Source organism: Actinoplanes flavus (assembly GCF_017592555.1).
GTDB classification, from domain to species: domain Bacteria; phylum Actinomycetota; class Actinomycetes; order Mycobacteriales; family Micromonosporaceae; genus Actinoplanes; species Actinoplanes flavus.
In genome coordinates, this window is the sequence record NZ_JAGFNS010000001.1 from 211,571 (window position 1) to 229,708 (window position 18,138).

Annotated in this window: 14 protein-coding genes; 8 read left to right on the forward strand and 6 right to left on the reverse strand. The window is 70.8% G+C overall.

Annotated elements, in window-relative coordinates; all coding sequences use genetic code 11:
- Window positions 1-257: 257 nt before the first annotated feature.
- The 3 genes from J5X75_RS01025 to J5X75_RS01035 are packed head-to-tail and all read left to right on the forward strand — an operon-like array spanning window position 258 to window position 4,047.
- Window positions 258-2,159 (forward strand): SCO2524 family protein, encoded by a 1,902-nt coding sequence (locus tag J5X75_RS01025; protein ID WP_208465231.1) that lies wholly within the window; start codon window positions 258-260, stop codon window positions 2,157-2,159.
- Entirely contained in the window at window positions 2,159-3,076 is a 918-nt protein-coding gene (locus J5X75_RS01030) for an SCO2523 family variant P-loop protein (RefSeq protein ID WP_183216310.1), read from the forward strand. Before J5X75_RS01025 ends, J5X75_RS01030 begins: the two co-directional genes overlap by 1 nt.
- Window positions 3,073-4,047: an SCO2522 family protein gene (locus tag J5X75_RS01035; RefSeq protein ID WP_208465233.1), complete on the forward strand. Its 975-nt coding sequence runs from the start codon at window positions 3,073-3,075 to the stop codon at window positions 4,045-4,047. The genes J5X75_RS01030 and J5X75_RS01035 overlap by 4 nt, the downstream gene beginning before the upstream one ends.
- Here J5X75_RS01035 and J5X75_RS01040 read toward each other — a convergent pair.
- Window positions 4,016-8,206 (reverse strand): HEAT repeat domain-containing protein, encoded by a 4,191-nt coding sequence (locus J5X75_RS01040; protein WP_208465235.1) that lies wholly within the window; start codon window positions 8,204-8,206, stop codon window positions 4,016-4,018. The genes J5X75_RS01035 and J5X75_RS01040 overlap by 32 nt on opposite strands.
- Before the next feature lie 46 nt (window positions 8,207-8,252).
- Window positions 8,253-9,218, reverse strand: a complete 966-nt coding sequence (locus J5X75_RS01045; protein WP_208465236.1) for an FAD-dependent oxidoreductase — start codon at window positions 9,216-9,218, stop codon at window positions 8,253-8,255.
- Between the two features lie 169 nt (window positions 9,219-9,387).
- Between J5X75_RS01045 and J5X75_RS01050 the strand changes: the two genes are divergently transcribed.
- Window positions 9,388-10,329: an SCO2521 family protein gene (locus J5X75_RS01050; RefSeq protein ID WP_208465238.1), complete on the forward strand. Its 942-nt coding sequence runs from the start codon at window positions 9,388-9,390 to the stop codon at window positions 10,327-10,329.
- On the opposite strand, the gene J5X75_RS01055 is transcribed toward J5X75_RS01050, so the two are convergent.
- From J5X75_RS01055 to J5X75_RS01070, 4 genes are read right to left on the reverse strand one after another with little or no spacing between them, the layout of a single operon-like run.
- Window positions 10,310-10,786: a hypothetical protein gene (locus tag J5X75_RS01055; RefSeq protein WP_208465239.1), complete on the reverse strand. Its 477-nt coding sequence runs from the start codon at window positions 10,784-10,786 to the stop codon at window positions 10,310-10,312. The two genes, J5X75_RS01050 and J5X75_RS01055, sit on opposite strands and share 20 nt — an antisense overlap.
- Window positions 10,787-10,803: 17 nt before the next feature.
- The gene (locus J5X75_RS01060; RefSeq protein ID WP_208465240.1) at window positions 10,804-12,591 is read right to left on the reverse strand and encodes an NAD-binding protein; all 1,788 of its coding nucleotides are present in this window, start codon (window positions 12,589-12,591) and stop codon (window positions 10,804-10,806) included.
- 44 nt (window positions 12,592-12,635) lie between these two features.
- Window positions 12,636-14,129 carry a tRNA (N6-isopentenyl adenosine(37)-C2)-methylthiotransferase MiaB gene (miaB, locus tag J5X75_RS01065; RefSeq protein WP_208465667.1) on the reverse strand — a complete coding sequence of 498 codons (1,494 nt, stop codon included), beginning with the start codon at window positions 14,127-14,129 and terminating at the stop codon, window positions 12,636-12,638.
- Between the two features lie 15 nt (window positions 14,130-14,144).
- Window positions 14,145-14,618, reverse strand: coding sequence for a hypothetical protein (locus J5X75_RS01070; RefSeq protein WP_208465241.1), 474 nt, complete (start codon window positions 14,616-14,618; stop codon window positions 14,145-14,147).
- A 129-nt stretch (window positions 14,619-14,747) separates the two neighbouring features.
- Between J5X75_RS01070 and J5X75_RS01075 the strand changes: the two genes are divergently transcribed.
- The 4 genes from J5X75_RS01075 to J5X75_RS01090 are packed head-to-tail and all read left to right on the forward strand — an operon-like array spanning window position 14,748 to window position 18,127.
- A complete protein-coding gene (locus J5X75_RS01075; RefSeq protein WP_208465242.1) occupies window positions 14,748-15,491 on the forward strand; it encodes an amino acid ABC transporter ATP-binding protein in 744 nt (247 codons plus the stop codon).
- A 54-nt stretch (window positions 15,492-15,545) separates the two neighbouring features.
- Window positions 15,546-16,430 (forward strand): glutamate ABC transporter substrate-binding protein, encoded by an 885-nt coding sequence (locus J5X75_RS01080; protein WP_208465243.1) that lies wholly within the window; start codon window positions 15,546-15,548, stop codon window positions 16,428-16,430.
- A 30-nt stretch (window positions 16,431-16,460) separates the two neighbouring features.
- Entirely contained in the window at window positions 16,461-17,171 is a 711-nt protein-coding gene (locus tag J5X75_RS01085; RefSeq protein WP_208465244.1) for an amino acid ABC transporter permease, read from the forward strand.
- Complete coding sequence (locus tag J5X75_RS01090; protein WP_208465245.1) at window positions 17,168-18,127, forward strand: amino acid ABC transporter permease; 960 nt, start codon at window positions 17,168-17,170, stop codon at window positions 18,125-18,127. Before J5X75_RS01085 ends, J5X75_RS01090 begins: the two co-directional genes overlap by 4 nt.
- Window positions 18,128-18,138: the final 11 nt, after the last annotated feature.

Consider the following 18,138-nt stretch of genomic DNA (forward strand, 5'->3'; position numbering starts at 1 on the left):
GCCGGCTAAGTTAATTCCCCGCGCGGGGGCGGGGGGCGCCGGACGGCGGGCCCGCCGCCCCCGTTTCTCGTGTACCCGTTTGCACCCTCCGATCGTTCCGCTGTGGAGGGTCGCGCGATTTTTCCGGCCCGTTGCGCTACTTTGGAGCGTCGTCGAGGTTGGGTACCTTGACGAGTGCGACATCATGAGGGAGCCGGCACCGCCGCGTGCCTTCTCGGTGCGGTCGGCGAGGTCCGCAGAGATGGTGGTGTGCACCAGTGAGGATCGAACCGCGACAGCACCTGCTGGAGACGTGGAAAGCGACGGTCCAGAGTTCCTGGCGCGACGGCGCCTGGCACTGGGGCGGCCGGGACGGATCGAATTCGATCAGTGATGCCGAGCAGCTGCTCTGCATCCTCCTGCCGGCGACCCAGGTGGGACCGTTCGGGCTGGACCGGCCGAACGCCACGGCCGACGCCATGCTGGAGGCGCTCCGCCCGCTCGGCGACGAGAAGACCATCCCGCTGAACCTGGTGCGGATAGCCACCGAGTACTTCACCCGGTATGTGGACAACGACCGGCCGGTCTTCTCCGGTGGCAGCTACTACAAGCCCGACGAGGGCGCGAAGCTGACCGAGGCCCAGCAGTCCCGCGACATCGTGGACTCGTTCGCCATCTCGGTCACCCTCTCGCTGGCCACCATCGGTTTCGTCCGGATCTTCCGGCAGTCGGTCACCCGGATGGGGCTGCGCCGCGAGCTGCGGCAGCTGGAGCGGCTGGCCAGCACCCGGCTCACCGCGGCGATGGTCGGCCTGCTGCGCAGCTTCTCCACACACGTCTTCGAGGCCGACGACGATCCCGGGCAGATCCTGCTCCAGACCATCAACAAGGCGGGCCTGCCGTCCAAGACGGTGGTCAACCAGTTCCGCTCGGTGCTCCAGGAGACCATCGCGTCGTTCAACGAGGTGCTGATCGGGTCGGGCCAGACCGAGGACCTGGAGAGCGCCAACGCCCTCTTCGAGTGCGGCTGGTCCTGGGGCATCGTCAAGGACGCCCCGGCCATCCCTCTGGAGTACAAGTCGTCCGGCCGGGAGAAGGAGAGCACCGCCGCCGGCACCCAGGACGAGCCGGCCGAGGAGATCGGCCCGCAGCCCGACGGGGTCGCGGAGAACAAGCCGTACCTCTACTTCACCGTGGTGGCGGTCGACGCCATCGAGGACCTCTTCTCCGAACGGACCCGGGTGCTGGGCCTGCTCAACGAGGAACAGCAGCGTCTCTCCCGTGCCCTCCAGCTGCGCTGGGATCTGACCCTCACCTACTGGGCCACGGTCGCCACCTTCGGCGGCGGCCCGGCGTGGCCGCTGGAGGACCCGCCGTGGCAGACCACCGACGGCCTGCGCAGCGAGTACTACACCCTCCTGGTGACCTCGATCGTCGTCAAGGACCTGGTCCGCAAGCGCGGCTCGGACACCCGCCTGGCCCGGATCGGCTCGGTCCTGGCCGACCTGGCCAACGAGGCCCGGGTGACCCGCAAGCACCGGCCCGGCGACTCCGGGATCAAGCTGCACGCCCCCGGCCTCCGGGTCTCCCTGGAGGGCAGCCTCGAGGACTCCCCGGACGAGAAGACCAACGCGGTCTGGTTCGTCGGCGAGTTCGCCTCGCTGCTGCTCCAGCGGTGCATCGCGATCGCCGGCCTGCTGAGCGACGTGGAGGAGCGGGCCGTGCTGCTGCGCCTGGCCGACCGGGTGTGGGACCATCTCGCCCGCCGCCGGCTCGTCGAGACCGACCACCGGAAGTTGTGGGACCAGCCGACGCTGGTCTTCGACGATCTGCCGGAGTACGACAAACCCTCCTGGTACTACACCGAACGGGTGGTCGCCGGCCTGGTGAGCGCGGCGAACCTGCTGAGCGAGGAGCCGCTCGTCAACGATCGGGTCGTGGTCCGCGCCTTCGACCTGCTCTACGAAGCCGAGCACCTGTACGACATGGAGCTGATGCGGGGCTCCGCCGATGCCAGCCTCGAGGTGATGGACGTCTTGACCGAGATCCGGGCCAAACTCGAGCGGGCCCGTGCGATCGCCCGTACCCGGCCGGGGGCCGCCTCCGCCCTGGTGAACTGGGTCCTGATGGAACTCGACGGCCTCGAAGCCGTCCGGCACAGCGAGAGCACGGCGATCTGATGTTCGTTTTCGCCGCGTCCGACAAAGGCGGCACCGGTCGTTCGGTGACCAGCAGCAACCTGCTGTACCGCAGCGCCCTCCAGGGGAACGACGTCTGTTACCTCGACTTCGACTTCGGCTCGCCGACGGCCGGCGCCATCTTCGGCATCGAGCGCGCGGAGAACGGCACGACCAGCGGTTCCGGCATGCACCGGTTCCTGCTCCAGGAGGTGTACCAACCGGAGCGGATCGACGTCTGGACCGCCACCGACCGGCGCGGGATCCGGGACGGGCAGGCCAACACCGGCCGCCTGGTCCTGCTGCCCGGCGACGTGGGCGGTGGCGACTTCCCGGACCGCGCCGACCTGGTGGGCCGGTGCCTGGAGCTGTTCCTGCGGCTCAACGAGGAGTTCAGTCTCTGCATGGTGGACCTGAGCGCGGGCCGCAACCTGGCCGTCGAGATGGTGCTCAAGGTGACCGCCATGCCGGAGATGCAGAAGATCACCAGTCGCTGGCTGGTGTTCCACCGGTGGACCCGGCAGCACGTGGTGGCGGCGGGCGGGCTGGTGAACGGTCCACGTGGGCTGCTCACGATCGCCGAGAAGTCCGGGCACGACCGGCAGCAGTTCGCCAACAACCTGCGGTACGTGCGTACCGCGGTGATCGATCCGGCGCCGTCGACCCAGAGCGGCCTCACCGCGAAACAGGGCATTTGGCTCGATGAGTGCAATAGACGGCTCACTCGATTGGCTGGAGAGCACCAAGTCGGCAAAAATCTGTTACTAGGGTCCGTACCACTCGACCCCATGCTCCAATGGCAAGAACAGTTGATCACTGACAAAGACGTGGTGAGCGGCGTCGCGAACCAGGAGACCCGGAACGCGTTCGACTTGCTGGCGAGGCGCCTCGTCGACGACTCCTCTTGGGAGACCCTATGACGGTCGCGCTGCACCGCATGGATTACCGGGAGCAGGCGACGGAGTATGTCGCCCCCTCCGTCGGTCTGTCGCACGTCTCGCTGGAGCTCGGCCACCTCTACATGGAGGACCTGCAGGCCCGGGAGGGTGAAAGCAGGCTGGCGGACTACTTCGTGAGTGTGTACCCCTGGGTCAAGGCCATCGAGTCGATGGGCCGCTGGGGCACCACCTCGCCACGGATCAGCACCTGCTTCCTGATCGACGACTACTTCAGCCGCCTCGACGAGCCGGGCGTCATCATCAAGAAGGTGGTCGACGCGGCCGCGAAGAGCGGGCTGTCCATCGACTACATCGCCCGCGAGTCGAGCTGTGCCGAGTTCGGCGACACCCGGCTGGCCCAGCTGGTGTTCGACCAGATCGTCCCGGAGCCGCTGCGGGGCGCCAACGGTGGCCGGCCCACCGTCAAGGACTGCGGCTGGCTGTCGAACGGGCGGCGCTCCCCCAACACCGCGGCCGCCCCGGCGATGGCCGCGGAGCCGTGGCAGAGCCCGGAGCAGACGGCGGCGAACCGGCACTCCGTCTTCATGGACGTGGAGATCCGCGATGACGAGCTGTGGTCCTGCTCGTTCCTGGCGTCGGTGTGGCAGCTGCTCCGGCTGGGCCTGCTCCGGCCCGAGGACAAGCAGCTCACCAAGCCGGTCCGGGTCGACGGCGACTATCCGAGCGACTGGTCCGACCTGCCGCCGGTGATCAAGTTGACGAAGACCGCGAACTCGTTCTGCGCGTACCGGAGCTTCTCGATCCTGCCGACCCGGTTCATGGAGATCGAGATGGCGGCGCGCACGGTGCTGCACCAGGTGCGGGTCGATCCGCTGATCATGGAGGACCTGGAGGCCCGGGCCGGTTCGGAGAGCATCGAGCTGCCGCCGACCATCCTGGACCGGATCGACTACGCCTTCATCAACGACTGGACCCCGGCCAGCGGCCGCTGAGCCGCAGCAACGTGTCGGCCGTGTTGCGGACGGCGAAGTCCTCGTCCTCGGCGCAGTCGATCAGGATGTCGCGGACCTCGTCGAGGTGAGCGACCGGCGCCAGCGTCTCCACGGCCGCGCGGCGGGCCTCATGCGCCTCGGCGGTGCGGGCGTGGCTCAGCAGCACCCGCCGGACATCGTCGTCGGTGATCCAGTGCGCCAGCGCCCGGATCAGGACCGGCCGGATCACCGGGTCGGCGCCGGCGAGACGGGCCAGCAGGTCGGTCCGGGTCCCGTCGTCGCGCAGCGCCGCGGCGGCACGGGCGGCCGCGGCGACCACCGCCGGGTCGGTGTCCACCCGGACCCGGTCGCGCAGCACCTCCCCGGCCGCCTTGGCGTCGCCGCCGGAACTCAGGATCTCCACGGCCGCCGCGCGGATCTCCGGGTTCGGGTCGGCGCCGGCGCGCTCGGCGATCACGGTCCAGAGAGGGCCGGCGTCGGCGCGGTCCAGCACCGCGGCCCGGGCGGCGGCCGCGAACACCTCGCCCACGCTGTCGTTGCTGGTCCGGTCCAGCAGCAGAGCCGGCAGGTCGATGTCGGGCGGGCAGTCGGCGATCAGCACCCGCAGCGCCTCCAGCCGGATCTCCGGATGGCCGTGGCCGGTCAGGTCCAGCAGCCGGCGGGCGTCGGCCGGCTCCAGGATCCGGCCGCACAGACCACGCAGCGCCGCGGTCCGGGTCTCGGTGTCGGCGTCGTGCACGGAAGCGGTGATCAGCGCCCGGGTCGCGGTGGGGCTCCGGTCGCCGGCCAGCGACTCGACCGCGGCCCGCCGGACCGACGGCGTCGGATCCTGCCCGGCGACCCGGGCCAGCACGGCCTCACGGGACGGGGCGGCCGGGAGCGCGGCCAGCCCGTGCACGGCGGCCAGCCGCACGGCCGGCTCGGTGTCCGAGGTCGCCGCACCGGTGAGGATCTCCGCGGTCCGCGGATAGGCCCGGAAGGTGGCCCCCAGCACCCGGACGAGAGCCACCCGGAGCACCTCGTCCGGTTCGGTGGCGAGCCGGGCCACCAGCGCCTGCCAGGACCGCTCCCCCGGCCGGTTCCCGCGCCCGGCGAGTGCCACGGCCGCCGCGCGGACGACCGCACCGTCCGGATCGGTCTCGATGCGTTCGAGCAGCCGTGCCTCCGGGCCGCTGCGGGCCAGCAGGCGCACCGCCGCCCGGCGGACCCCGGCCGCCGGGTCGGTACGCATTCGCCCCAGCAGCAGCTCACGGACCGGCCCGTCGCTGCCGGCCCGGGGCAGCAGGATCCCGGCCGCCGCCTCCACCACCTCGGGCGCCGTGTCGTCGCGGCAGGCGTCCACCAGGTCCTGCGCCACCGCGGCGGACAGCTGCCGGGGACGGGCCAGGACACGCAGCGCGCCCGCCCGGACGGCCGGGTGCGGATCGCCGCGGCGGCACTCCAGCAGGATCTCCTCGATCCCGGGCTCGGCCCGCAGCCGCTCACCCAGGATCTGGACGGCGGAGAGCCGGACCGTGGAGAAGCCGTCCCGCCGCCGGGGGTCCGGTGAGACCGCCCGGACCAGCACGGCGCGCGCCTCCGGGTAGACGGCGGCCAGCGGTGCGAGCGCCTGCACGGACGCGAGCCGGACCACGGCCCGCGCGTCGTCGGCGGCGCGGACCAGCGGGTCCAGCGCGAGCCGGCCCTCGTCGGCGCGCTCCTGCCGGACCGCCTGGTGGGCCATCTCGCCGAGGCCGGCGACCGCGGCGCAGACCACCCGTACGTCGTCGGCCTCGCCGATCCGGGCCTTGAAGATCTCGTCGAAGTGGTCGTCGGGCCGGGCCAGGACGGCCGCGATCCGGGCGGCGGAGGCGGCCGCCGGGTTGCCGACGATCTCCACCCCGGCGGTGCGGTACCAGTCGAGGTAGGCTTCCCGGTCCGGCCAGTTCGGCCCGATCGCCTCGATCGCCGGGATGAACTCGTCGACCAGCAGGTCCGCGTAGTCGGGGCCGGGCAGGTCCCGGTCCGGGGTGGCGGCGCAGTACTCGATGATCCGGACCACCTCGCGCAGCGCCAGCTCGGCGGCGTGCCGGGCGTCGGCGATCTGGCGGACCCCGGCCAGGCACTGCACGGCCAGAGCGACGTTCCACGGCGGGTCGGGGCGGGGTGCCCGGCCGGACGGCCCGGGGTACTCCCACCACTCCGGGTTGACCTCGGTGATCAGCATCTCGACCAGCTCCGCCGCGAAACCCGCCGACAGCTGGCCGGCCACCAGGCGCAGGGTCTCCCGCCAGGCCGGATCCGCCCAGTTCTCCCGGAACACCGCCCGGATCTCGTCGAACCGGGACCCGCCGGGGCTGAACCGCTCGATGATCGCCCAGGCGCAGTAGAACTCCTGGAAGGTGCGGTGCACGAACCGGTAGTCGGCCCGGCCGTACCGGCCCAGCACGTAGCTGCGGCGGCGGAGCTGGTCGATGGCCTGGCGGGCGAACTCGCCGGCCTCCGCCCAGCCCAGTCCGTGCCGTTCCAGGTGCTGGGTGAAGATCCGCCGCAGCTGGTCGCCGCCGACGTGGTCGCGGCGCCCCAGCCGCCCGGACATCATGTCGAAGGCGAGGCCGCGCAGCAGCTCGTGTTTGACCTCCGCGTCCAGGCGCTGCGAGCCGGCCGGCGCGTCCACCATCCGGCTGTCGTCCCAGCTGTCCACCAGGGTGACGGCCACCTGCTCGTACAGCCGCCAGCGTTGTTTCGGCAGCATCCGGTGCCGGCCGATCACGGCGAGGATGCTGAGCAGCATCGGGTTGCCGGCCAGCTCGGTGAGCTCCGGGGAGCGGCGGATGGTGCCGACCACCACCTCCCGGCGGACCGTCGCGTCGGCGCCCGGCGCCTCCGGCAGCGCCTCGAACCAGCGGCGCAGGAATTCGGCGGTCTGCTCCGGCACGAATCGTTGCAGGGTGTGGTGGGCGAACCCGGCGGCGGCCAGGGCACGCCGGTTGTACTCCGCGGGCCGGGTGGTGACCACCACCCGCGCCTCCGGGAACGTCTCCGCGAACGTGGCGATCTGCCCGGCGGTCTCCTCACGGATCCGCCGTTCCAGGATCTCGTCCAGGCCGTCGAAGACGACCACGGCCGGGTCGCCGCGGGCCAGGTGCAGCGACAGGCCCTCGGGCTCCTCCTGGTAGCCGTCGGTGGCGGCCCGGTGCGCGAGGTACTCCCGGAGGTTGCGGCACTGCCCGGCGGCCACGGCCGCGGCATAGGAGCGCAATTCCACGAGTACGGGCAGATGCCCGGCCAGTGGCGCCAGGCGCTCGTCGGCGTGCGCCCGGGCCAGCGCCAGGGTCAGGTAGCGGACCACCGCCGACTTGCCCGCACCGGGATCGCCGACCAGCACGAACCGGCGCTGTGCCCGCTCGCAGAGCACGTCGAAGACCGGCTGGCCGGGCCAGGACGGCGGAAGCGCGTCCCGGTCCAGGCGTTCGGCCTCGCCAGCGCCCTCGCCCCACGGCGCCCGGGTCAGCTGCGGCGGATGGTCGGCGCGGGCGAACGGCTCGACGAAGACGTCGAACAACTGCGTCCCCAGGTACGGCGACGACTGCTGGGCCAGGTTCAGCAGGTCGAGACCGCCGTACTGCTGGCGGAGGCGCTCGAAGTAGTGTGCCGTCACCGCGGCGCTCAGGCCGGGGGCCACCGGGACGGCCGGCGTCGTGGCGACGCCCCGGGACCGCTGCTCCAGCAGTTTGTGGACGGCGGCGTAGACGAGCAGCCCGAGGTCGGCCGGCGCGTCGAAGAAGCTGCACAGGTGCTCGCGCTGGAGCACGTCACGCAACGCGTCGACCTGGGCCGCCTTCGGGCCGCGGTCGACGTAGCGCACCGGCCAGGCGGCATGGTCGCTGAGCAGGAAGATGAGGCAGTCCTTGCCGCTGGCGACGGCGTGCTCGTACTCCAGGTGGGTGATCGACTTGGACTGCTTGGGCGGGGTGTAGCCGTACCGCCAGGCGAAGATGCCGATGTAGATGTCGCAGGACTCGACGTCGTCGAGACAGCGCGCGAGCGGGGCGGTGGCGCCCGCCACGTACTCCTCCATGGTCTTGAACCGGAGGCCGATGAGGCCGAGCGCATGGCGGACGGCCTCGCGACACTCCTTCAGATCCTCGAAGGTCGCGGAGATGTAGGCCTCGCTCAAGCGAATCTCCCCTCGCCGCGTTCCCCCTAAAACGCCGCGTAGCGAATCAATATAGCCGCGTGAGGCAAGCCTCCACCATGGACGCTGTGTCCCGTCCACAGCCCCAGGAGACGGTCACGCCGCCACCGCCGTGGCCGTAGTTGTGGATCACCACCTGCCCGTCCAGGGTGGTGGTCTCCAGCCGGATCCGGTCGCGGACCGGCCGGCGCCCGGACCGGACGCCGATCACCGGCGCGTCCCGCAGCAGCGGCTCGATGTCGGCGCACCGGCGGCGGATCCGCTCGACCGCGACGGCCTCCGGCAGCGCCACCCCGCCAGGCGCTTCGATGGTGCTGCCGAGCACGACCGTGTCGCCGTGCGGGATGTAGTACGTGAGCTCCGGGCCCTCGCCGTCCTCGGCGAAGAACGTGTCGATGCCGGGATTGCGGACCACCACCACGAGGCCGCGCACCGGAACCAGGCCGGGATCGCCGGCCAACCGGCGGGCGCCGCTGCCGCTGCAGTTCACGATCACCGGAGCGTGGCCGGACAGCTCGCGCAGCGACCGCAGCTCGCGCTGCTCCACCCGGACGCCCTCGGCCCGCAGCTCGGCCATCAGATACTCCGAGTAGACCGGCATGTCGACCACCGCCGTGGTGTAGCGCCAGGCGCTGCGGTACCCCGGCCAGGCCCACTCGTCGCATCGCTCCAGGTCCCCGGTGAGGTGCAGCCAGGGATGCGGATCGGCGACGCCCCGGGCGACCTCGACGCCACGCACCATGGTGACTCCGGCGTTCCGCGCCGCGGCCAGCTCACGGAAGGCGGTCAGGCCCTCCCCGGCCCAGCGCTCGGCCTCCGGGTGATCGACCAGGAACGGCCCCCACATGGCGCCGGCGGCACAGGAATCCGTGGCGGGCGGCAGCCGCCGCGCCACGACACTCACCGCGAGACCCCGCCGGGCCAGGCACAGTGCGCTGGTCAAACCGCAGACGCCCGCACCGACCACAATGGCATCGATGTTGGTAACGGTCACCCCCCGACACTAACGGCTTACTCGGCGGCGTCGCACGGGCTGAAATTTCGGCACCCGGCCGCACCTGAGCCGACCTCGGCGGATGAGCCCTTATCCTTCCGGCGCGGGGTGATTGCCGGGTCTCGCCAGGGAACGCACGATGGAATCAGGAAACGGCCGCGGAGGACTCATGTTGGCTTTCGGAGAGGTCCAGACCGGCCTCCTGCAGAACTCCGTCGCCCTTCCCCTGCGTGCCACCGAGCACCTGCTCAGCAACGAGGCCGACGAGCGGGTCCGCTCGGTCGAGCGGCCCGTCGCCCGGTCCGTCTCACCGGACCGGCTCGAGGGCGTGGACTGCCGCCTGCCGACCACTTCCGGACGTCAGACCAGAGCCATCGGTACGGTCGTGTCGCGCGCCGTGGTGGTGGCCGGTCATGTCGCGCAGGGTTCGGCGTACGCCCGGGTGGCGCCCGCCCGCACCACGATCCGGCTGCCGTGGTCGCACTATCTGGCCAGTCCCGGTCATCTCGAGGCGATCGGCAAGCTGGACCAGTCCGACCTGGAGCAGGGCGTGCTCACCGGCGCGCGGACCGCCGACACCCTGGAGCTGAGCGCGATCGCGGCCCGGATGCTCGACACGGTCCAGCGGTCCCGGCTGATCGACCACGCCCCGCCGCTGCGTACCCCGCGGGTCCGGCTGCGCTGGACCGCCCTGCTGGACCGGTCGGTGGAACGGCCGGGCGGCACGTTCACGCTGGTCTCCGAGGACGTCCGCTCGCTCCAGCTGCGGATGCCGACCACCGACCTGAGCGCCGTGGTCGCCCTCTGCGAGGACCTGGCCGTGCACGACTGGCTGCTCACCACGGTGCTGTCGGTCCTGGACGCGATGCTGGCCCACGACCGCAGCCGCGCGGAGCGGGTGAGCCGGTTGAAGCCGCTGCTGGAGCACCTGCCGCATCTGTGGGTGCCGGGCGCGCACGTGCCCGAGGAGTTGATGCCGATCTGGTCGGCGCTGGATCGGCGGCCGGGCTTCACCCGGCAGTGGGAGAGGGCGATGGACCGGGTCAAGAACCAGATCACGATCGGCGAGCTGGAGCTGTTGGAGAGCGTCGCTACGAAACCGGCGCGGTGAGCCGCTCCGCCCCGGCGGGCCAGACCCGGACGACCCGGCGGCCCATCGCCTTGGCCCACTCCACCGTCTCGGCGGTGCCGCCGCGACCGCCGGCCGGATCACCGTCCCAGATCGCGACCAGGATGTCGCTGCGCTCCACCACCTCGCGGCTGGCCGCCTCGTAGGCCGCCTCGGGCGGGCCGGCCACCTCGAGCCGGGTCACCCGGCGGGCCCGGCGCAGCAGGTGGGGTGGCGGCGCGGCGGGTGGCGCCGCCGCGGCGGGCACCGGCAGCACCACGTCGTAGGTGCCCCGGCAGGCCTGGACGGCCCGGGCGAAGATCTGGTCGGAGCCCGCGGCCAGGCAGGTGACCCCGTGCACCCGTGGATAGCCGGACAGCAGCTCGACCAGCTCCCGGAGGATGAGCCGGTGGGTGGCCGGCCGCAACCGGATGTGCCCGGTGACGCCGATCGTCGTCATGCCCGCTCCCGTGGGGATCACGCCGGGTTCAGCGCCCGGCTGACTCCAGTGTCCGTCAGCCGGACCACCCGGAACCCGGCGTCCGCCAGGATCTGCGGAATCTCCAGCACCGCGGCGCGACATTTGGCACGTCCCTCCGGCCCGAGCTCCTCCCAGTCGACCAGGTCGGGCGTCCGCCGCCGTGCGGTGTCCCGCGCCGCCCCGCGCACCCAGCCGTTGCCGCGGGCGGCCTCCGCCCAGCGCTGCTGCTCCCGGCGGGCCAGCAACTCGACCTCGGCCTCGGTGAAGCAGAAGTCGTCGTCACCGCCGTCGGCCGGCACCACCGCGCACCCGACCATGTGCAGCTTGACCCCGAAGTCGCCGGCCTGTTGCCGGTTCGACCGGCGCAGCTCCTCGTCCAGCTCGGACCAGGGGCACAGCGCCGGACCGCTGCCCAGCCGCTCGCCCCGCAGCAGGCTGGCCTCGACGAACCGCTCGTGGATGAGCCGCCCCAGCCGCTCGGACAGGTCCTCGGCGATCAGCGCCGGATCGCAGCCGGCCGCCACCGCCGAGAACAGCCGGACCCGGCCGTCGATCGGGTCGAGCAGCGGCTGGTCCCGCTGGTCCCGGCTGAACGCCTCGGTGATCGAGGCCAGCGCGTCCACCACCACGATGATGTCGCCGGAGACCCGGCCCCACAGGCGGTGTTCGCGCAGCGCCAGCTCCAGCCCCACCCGGTCGTCGGCGAAACAGAGGAAGACGCGGTCGTAGCCGGCCCGGCCGGGGTCGTCGAGCAGGGCGGACACGTCGGTCTCGTACGCCGTCACCCGGCACCCGTCCGGGACCACCCCGCCCCGCTCGGCGAACCGGTCCCGCACCCGGATCGCGTCCGGCGCCACCAGATCCACGACGACCCGCTGCGCCGGGCTCGACCGGCGCAGCCGCCAGTGCCGGGCGATCTCCACGATCAGCGCACGGACCAGCGAGGAGTCGCCGGCCACCAGCAGCCGGGGCACCCGGTCCGGACGGTTCGGCAGCGGCCGCTGGTCCAGCAGGACGTGCACCGCCAACTGGTCCAGGTGGAAGAAGTCCAGCCGCTGGCCGGGCGTGTGCGGCACACCGAGCCGCCGGGCCTGGAGGGTGAGCGCCCAGTCCGCCTCGTGGATCTGGGCGTAGACGGCGAGATCGTTGCGCGGGGCGGCCATCCGGGCGGCGGCCGCGGCGATCTCCAGGTTGGCGGCGCTCGTCTCGGCGCAGGCGTACAGGGTCGCGGCCCGGGGGACGCCGGCGCCACGCAGCACGTCCGGGTCGCGGGCGTCGCCGTTGACCCCGAGCAGCCCGCGCCGCCGCAACTCCAGCGGACCGATCGGCCGGGTCCGGACCACCACGACGCGATGGCCGCTCAGGTGCAGGCGGTGCGCCAGCGTCCGGGCGACCGAGGAGTCGCCGCAGACCACCACGTGCCGCCGGGAGCGGCGGGCCCGCAGGCGGCGCATCTCGCTGGCCAGCAGGACCCGGGCGGCCTCGGCGAAGGCGTACAGCGTGACGATCGGGGCCACGAACCGGGCCACCTGCAGGGCCGGCGGGAACTCGGTGCCGCCCTCCAGCGGATCGGAGCCCAGGACGAACAGCTGCAACGTGCCGTACAGCAGGTTCAGCGGGTCACGGTCGGCGACGCCCTGCGCGGCGAGGTACTGGTCGAGGCCGATGAAACCGAGAACCAGCGCCAGCACCCCGGCCAGGGCGAACAGGGCCCGCGTCACGGTGACGGCGGGCTGTCCCTGGTCGTCGGCGAGGGAGAGCGGGGTGCGCGGAAAGGTGGCCATCGATCCACATTGTCACACCCCGCCGCCGTGCGGCTACGCAGCGATCAGAGCGCGCATCCTTCGGACGCGGGCGGCAGCGGGGCCGGCACACCGACACTCGGCAGGCCGAGCGACACACCCTTCAACTTCGGGGTACGACCGGACTCGTACGCGTCTCCGGCCCGGGTACGGCGGTGGCTGAGCGGGTTCCCGTCGGCGTTCAGGTGGTGCGGCGCGGCGTAGGTCACCACGGTCTCGACGATGTCACCGGGACGCGGCACGGTGTCCCCGGTCGCGAAGTGCACGAGCCGGCCGTCCCGGGCCCGGCCGCTGAGCCGGCCGGTCCGCTCGTCCTTGCGGCCCTCGCCGACCGCGACCAGCACCTCGACCTTCTGCCCGACGAGCTTCTTGTTCTCCGCCCAGGTGATCTCTTCGAGGGTGGCGATGAGCCGGTTGTAGCGGTCCTGGACGACCGCCTTCGGCACCTGCTCCTCCATGGTGGCGGCGGGCGTACCGGGCCGTTTCGAGTACTGGAAGGTGAAGGCGCTGGAGAACCGGGCCCGCCGGACCACCTCGAGGGTCTGCTCGAAGTCCTCCTCGGTCTCGCCGGGGAAGCCGACGATGATGTCGGTGGTGATCGCGGCGTCCGGCATGGCGGCCCGGACCTTCTCGATGATGCCCAGGTACTTCTCCTGGCGGTAGCTGCGGCGCATCGCCTTCAGCACCCGGTCGGAGCCGGACTGCAACGGCATGTGCAGCGAGTGGCACACGTTCGGCGTCTCGGCCATCGCGGCGATCACGTCGTCGGTGAAGTCCTTCGGGTGCGGGCTGGTGAACCGGACCCGCTCCAGACCCTCGACGTCCCCGGTGGCGCGCAGCAGCTTGCCGAAGGCGAGCCGGTCGCCGAACTCGACGCCGTACGAGTTCACGTTCTGCCCGAGCAGGGTGATCTCGAGGACGCCCTCCTTGGTGAGGGCCTCCACCTCGGCGAGGATCTCGCCGGGGCGGCGGTCCTTCTCCTTGCCGCGCAGGCTCGGGACGATGCAGAAGGTGCAGGTGTTGTTGCAGCCCACCGAGATCGAGACCCAGCCGGAGTAGGTCGACTCGCGCTTGGTCGGCAGGGTGGAGGGGAAGACCTCGAGCGACTCGAGGATCTCGACCTGCGCCTCCTCGTTGTGCCGGGCGCGCTCCAACAGGGCCGGCAGCGACCCGATGTTGTGGGTGCCGAAGACCACGTCGACCCAGGGCGCCTTCTTGACGATGTCGCCCTGGTCCTTCTGCGCCAGGCAGCCGCCGACCGCGATCTGCATGCCCGGGTTCTTGAGCTTGGTGGGGCGCAGGTGGCCGAGGTTGCCGTAGAGGCGGTTGTCGGCGTTCTCCCGGACCGCGCAGGTGTTGAAGACCACGACGTCCGCCGCGTCCGCGTCCGCGGCGCGCACATAACCCGCGTCCTCCATCAGGCCGGAGATCCGCTCGCTGTCGTGCACGTTCATCTGGCAGCCGTAGGTGCGCACATCATAGGTACGCGCGCTGCCGCTCATCTCGGTAGTCATGGCAATTGACCAGGCTACCCGTTACGCCGCGGCGGGCCGCTCCGGCGTCGGGCCGGGTTTCCACCGCGATCGGTGACAGCCGGCCGGGGCGGCACAGGACGGGTCGGCGCCGGTGCAGGGCCGGACGTTGCGGCGTTCCGGCCCGTCGTCGGTCTCCACCTCGTCGACGTGTACCGCCCGTAACGTTCCGTCCGGCTCCGCCAGCACGTACCGGGACGGGTTGAGGGTGTCGTCGGGAAGCAGGACCGCGGCACACAGCCGGACCGCGACGGCGCTCGCGATGGTCTCCTCGGCGACGCCGGCGGGCGTCACGTAGATGTCGACCAGGGTCGGGAAATCCCCTCCGACGTGGTAGACGTCGCAGAGCAGATCAGCTCCGGGGACCATGCCGTGCACCGGGCGCTCGAGCGCCCCGGCGAGCGCGCCCATGACCCGGTCGGGCTCACAGTGACCGGCGACACACCAGTTCCACGGGCCGTCCGCCATGTACTCCATGCTCTCGGCCCCTCTCTCAGCGCAATGGCTGTGTTACCGCTCCGTGACCATTCTCGACACAATCCGATACTGCTCGCCCCATAGGGTGTGTCCATTCGAGTGAACCGAGAACGAGTGGATGGACCAGGGGTGACAGACGAGGCTCTCATCGTCCTAGAGAACGTCAACAAGTGGTTCGGCCCCTTGCACGTGCTGCAGGACGTTGACCTGTCCGTCGCGCGCGGCGAGGTCGTGGTCGTGATCGGACCCTCCGGGTCCGGCAAGTCCACGCTGTGCCGGGCCATTAACCGGCTGGAGCCGATCGACTCCGGCCGGATCATCTTCGACGGACAGGCACTGCCGGCCGAGGGCCGGGAGCTGGCCCGGCTGCGCAGCGAAGTCGGCATGGTCTTCCAGTCCTTCAACCTGTTCGCCCACAAGACCATCCTCGAGAACGTGATGCTCGGGCCGGTCAAGGTGCGCAAGGAGAAGAAGGCGGTGGTCCAGGACCGGGCCATGTCCCTCCTCGAACGGGTGGGCATCGCCAACCAGGCCGAGAAGTACCCGGCCCAGCTCTCCGGCGGCCAGCAGCAGCGGGTGGCCATCGCCCGCGCGCTCGCCATGCAGCCCAAGGCCCTGCTCTTCGACGAGCCGACCAGCGCCCTCGACCCGGAGATGGTCGGTGAGGTGCTGGAGGTCATGACGTCGCTGGCCCGCGAGGGGATGACCATGGTCGTGGTCACCCATGAGATGGGCTTCGCACGCCACGCCGCCGATCGTGTCGTATTCATGGCAGACGGCCAGTTGGTCGAACAGGCGACGCCGGACGAATTCTTCGCGAACCCCCGCAGCGATCGGGCCAAGGACTTCCTGTCCAAGATCCTCACGCACTGATGTGCCCCTCAGGGCCGCCACACGACGGCGCCCTGATCGAAAAGGAGATGAACTATGCGTTTCACTCGCGTAGCCGCTGTGGCCACCGCCGCGGCTCTGACCTTTACCCTGACCGCGTGCGCCGGCGAGGACGCCGGATCCGATGGTGACACCGGCGGCGCCGCCAAGTCGTTCGCGGCCGGCAGCACCATGGAGCGGCTCAACAAGGCCCAGTCGGTCAAGGTCGGCACGAAGTTCGACCAGCCCGGCTTCGGCCTCAAGGGCCTGTCCGGCAAGCCCGAGGGCTTCGACGTCGAGGTCTCGAAGATCATCGTCAAGGAGCTCGGGATCCCCGCGGACAAGATCGAGTTCGTCGAGACGACCTCGAAGGTCCGTGAGGACGCCATCGTGAACAACAACGTCGACTTCATCGTGGCGACGTACACGATCAACGACAAGCGCAAGGAGCGCGTCGCGTTCGCCGGGCCGTACTACGAGGCCGGCCAGAACATCCTGGTCAAGGCGGACGACACGACCATCACCGGCCCGGACTCCTTCAAGGCCGGCGACAAGAAGGTCTGCTCGGTGACCGGCTCCACCCCGGCCGAGAACATCAAGACGTACGTCAAGGACGTCGCCGCCCAGGTGGTGCTCTTCGACACCTACGACAAGTGCATCAGCGCTCTCGACGGTGGCCAGGTCAACGCCGTGACCACCGACAACGTCATCCTGCTCGGCTACATCGCCAAGAACGAGGGCAAGTACAAGCTGGCCGGCGACAACTTCACCAAGGAGCCGTACGGCATCGGCGTGAAGATCGACGACAAGGACTTCCGGACCTTCATCAACGACACCCTCGAGAAGGCCTACGCCGACGGCAGCTGGAAGAAGGCGTGGGACGACACCGCCGGCAAGTTCGGCGCCGAGCTGGGCGCCGCCCCCGCCGTCAACCGTTACTGAGAACATCAGCTGATCCGGGAGTTTCCGTCCGTGAATGTGCTCATAGACAAGTTCGACGTCTTCGCGGGCGGGTTCTGGTTGACTCTCCAGATCTGCGTGCTCGCCGCGATCGGCGCCCTCATTCTGGGCGCCGTCGTGGCGGTGCTCCGCATCTCGCCGGTGCCGCCGCTGCGGGCGGTCGGCACCGCGTACGTCACGGTCTTCCGCAACATGCCGCTGACCGTGGTCATGTTCTTCGCCGCGTTCGCGCTGCCGGCCCTCGGCTCCAACGCGGACTTTCTGCGGATCCCGGGCCTCGATGTGGTCTTCACCCGGCTCGGCACCGACCTGCCGTACTTCCGCTTCGCCCTGATCGCGCTGACCCTCTACACCGCCGCGTTCGTCTGTGAGGCGCTGCGGTCCGGCATCAACGCGGTGCCGCCCGGCCAGGCCGAGGCCGCCCGTTCCCTCGGGCTGACCTTCGGACAGAACCTGCGGTACGTGGTGCTACCGCAGTCGTGGAAGGCCTCGATCGTCCCGCTCGGTTCGGTGATCATCGCGATGATCAAGAACTCGGCGCTGATCGGCTTCTTCGGCGTCGTCGGCGACCTCTCGCAGAGCGCCGACCAGCTCACCTCGGCCGAGGGGTACGCCTTCATCCCCGTCGCCATCGGCATCTCGATCGGATACCTGATCATGACCGTCCCTCTCGGGGCCCTCCTGGACCGGATCGAGCGCCGTCAGGCGGTGGCGGCCCGATGAGCAGCGTCCTCTACGACATCCCCGGCCCGCGCCAGCGGCGCCTCACCCTGATCCTCAGCATCGCGGCCACCATCCTGGTGCTGGCCGGCGCGTACTACCTGATCTACCTGCCCCTGGACGAGAAGGGGCAGTTCTCGATGGAGTTGTGGGGACCGCTGATCGACCCCTCCAACGAGAACTTCGTTCTGGTCTGGGAACGGATCTGGGTCGGCATCAAGAACACCCTGATCGCGGCCGTTCTGGCCATCGTCGCGTCGCTGATCATCGGCACCCTGCTGGCGGTTCTGCGCCTGCAGCTCAAGGACCTCGCCGGCCGCCGCTACGCCGACCTCTCCGCCCCGGCCGCCTACCTGCTGCGCGGCCTCGGCACCGGGCTGGCCGTGCTCACCCGGTTCTGCGTGGAGGTGTTCCGCGGTCTGCCCGTGGTCATCACGATCTTCTTCGTGGCGCGCGGCTTCCCCGAGTTCGGGATCACCCTGGAGACGCTGTGGTATCTGGTGATCGGTCTGACCATCTACAACGGCGTGGTCATCGCCGAGATCCTGCGCTCCGGCATGGAAGGCCTGCCGTTCGGGCAGCGTGAGGCGGCCGTCGCGATCGGGCTCTCACCGTTCCAGACGACCACGCTGATCCTGCTGCCACAGTCCTTCCGAATCATGCTCCCCGCGTTGATCAGCCAGCTCGTGGTGGTCCTCAAGGACACCTCGCTCGGCTTCATCATCAGCTACGAGGAGACCCTGAACATCGGCAAGCAGATCATCGGCGTGCTGAGCAACCCGATCCAGGTCTACTTCGTGATCGCGGTGCTCTTCATTCTGGTCAACTACTCGCTGTCCAAGCTCGCCCAGTACGTCCAGCGCCGGCTCGCGCGGGGCCGCAAGACCGCCGGCACCGCAGCCCAGGTGCCGCCCGCCGCCCTCGCCGCACAGGCCGACGGCAGCGCCGCGGCCGTGTGACCCAACGTTTC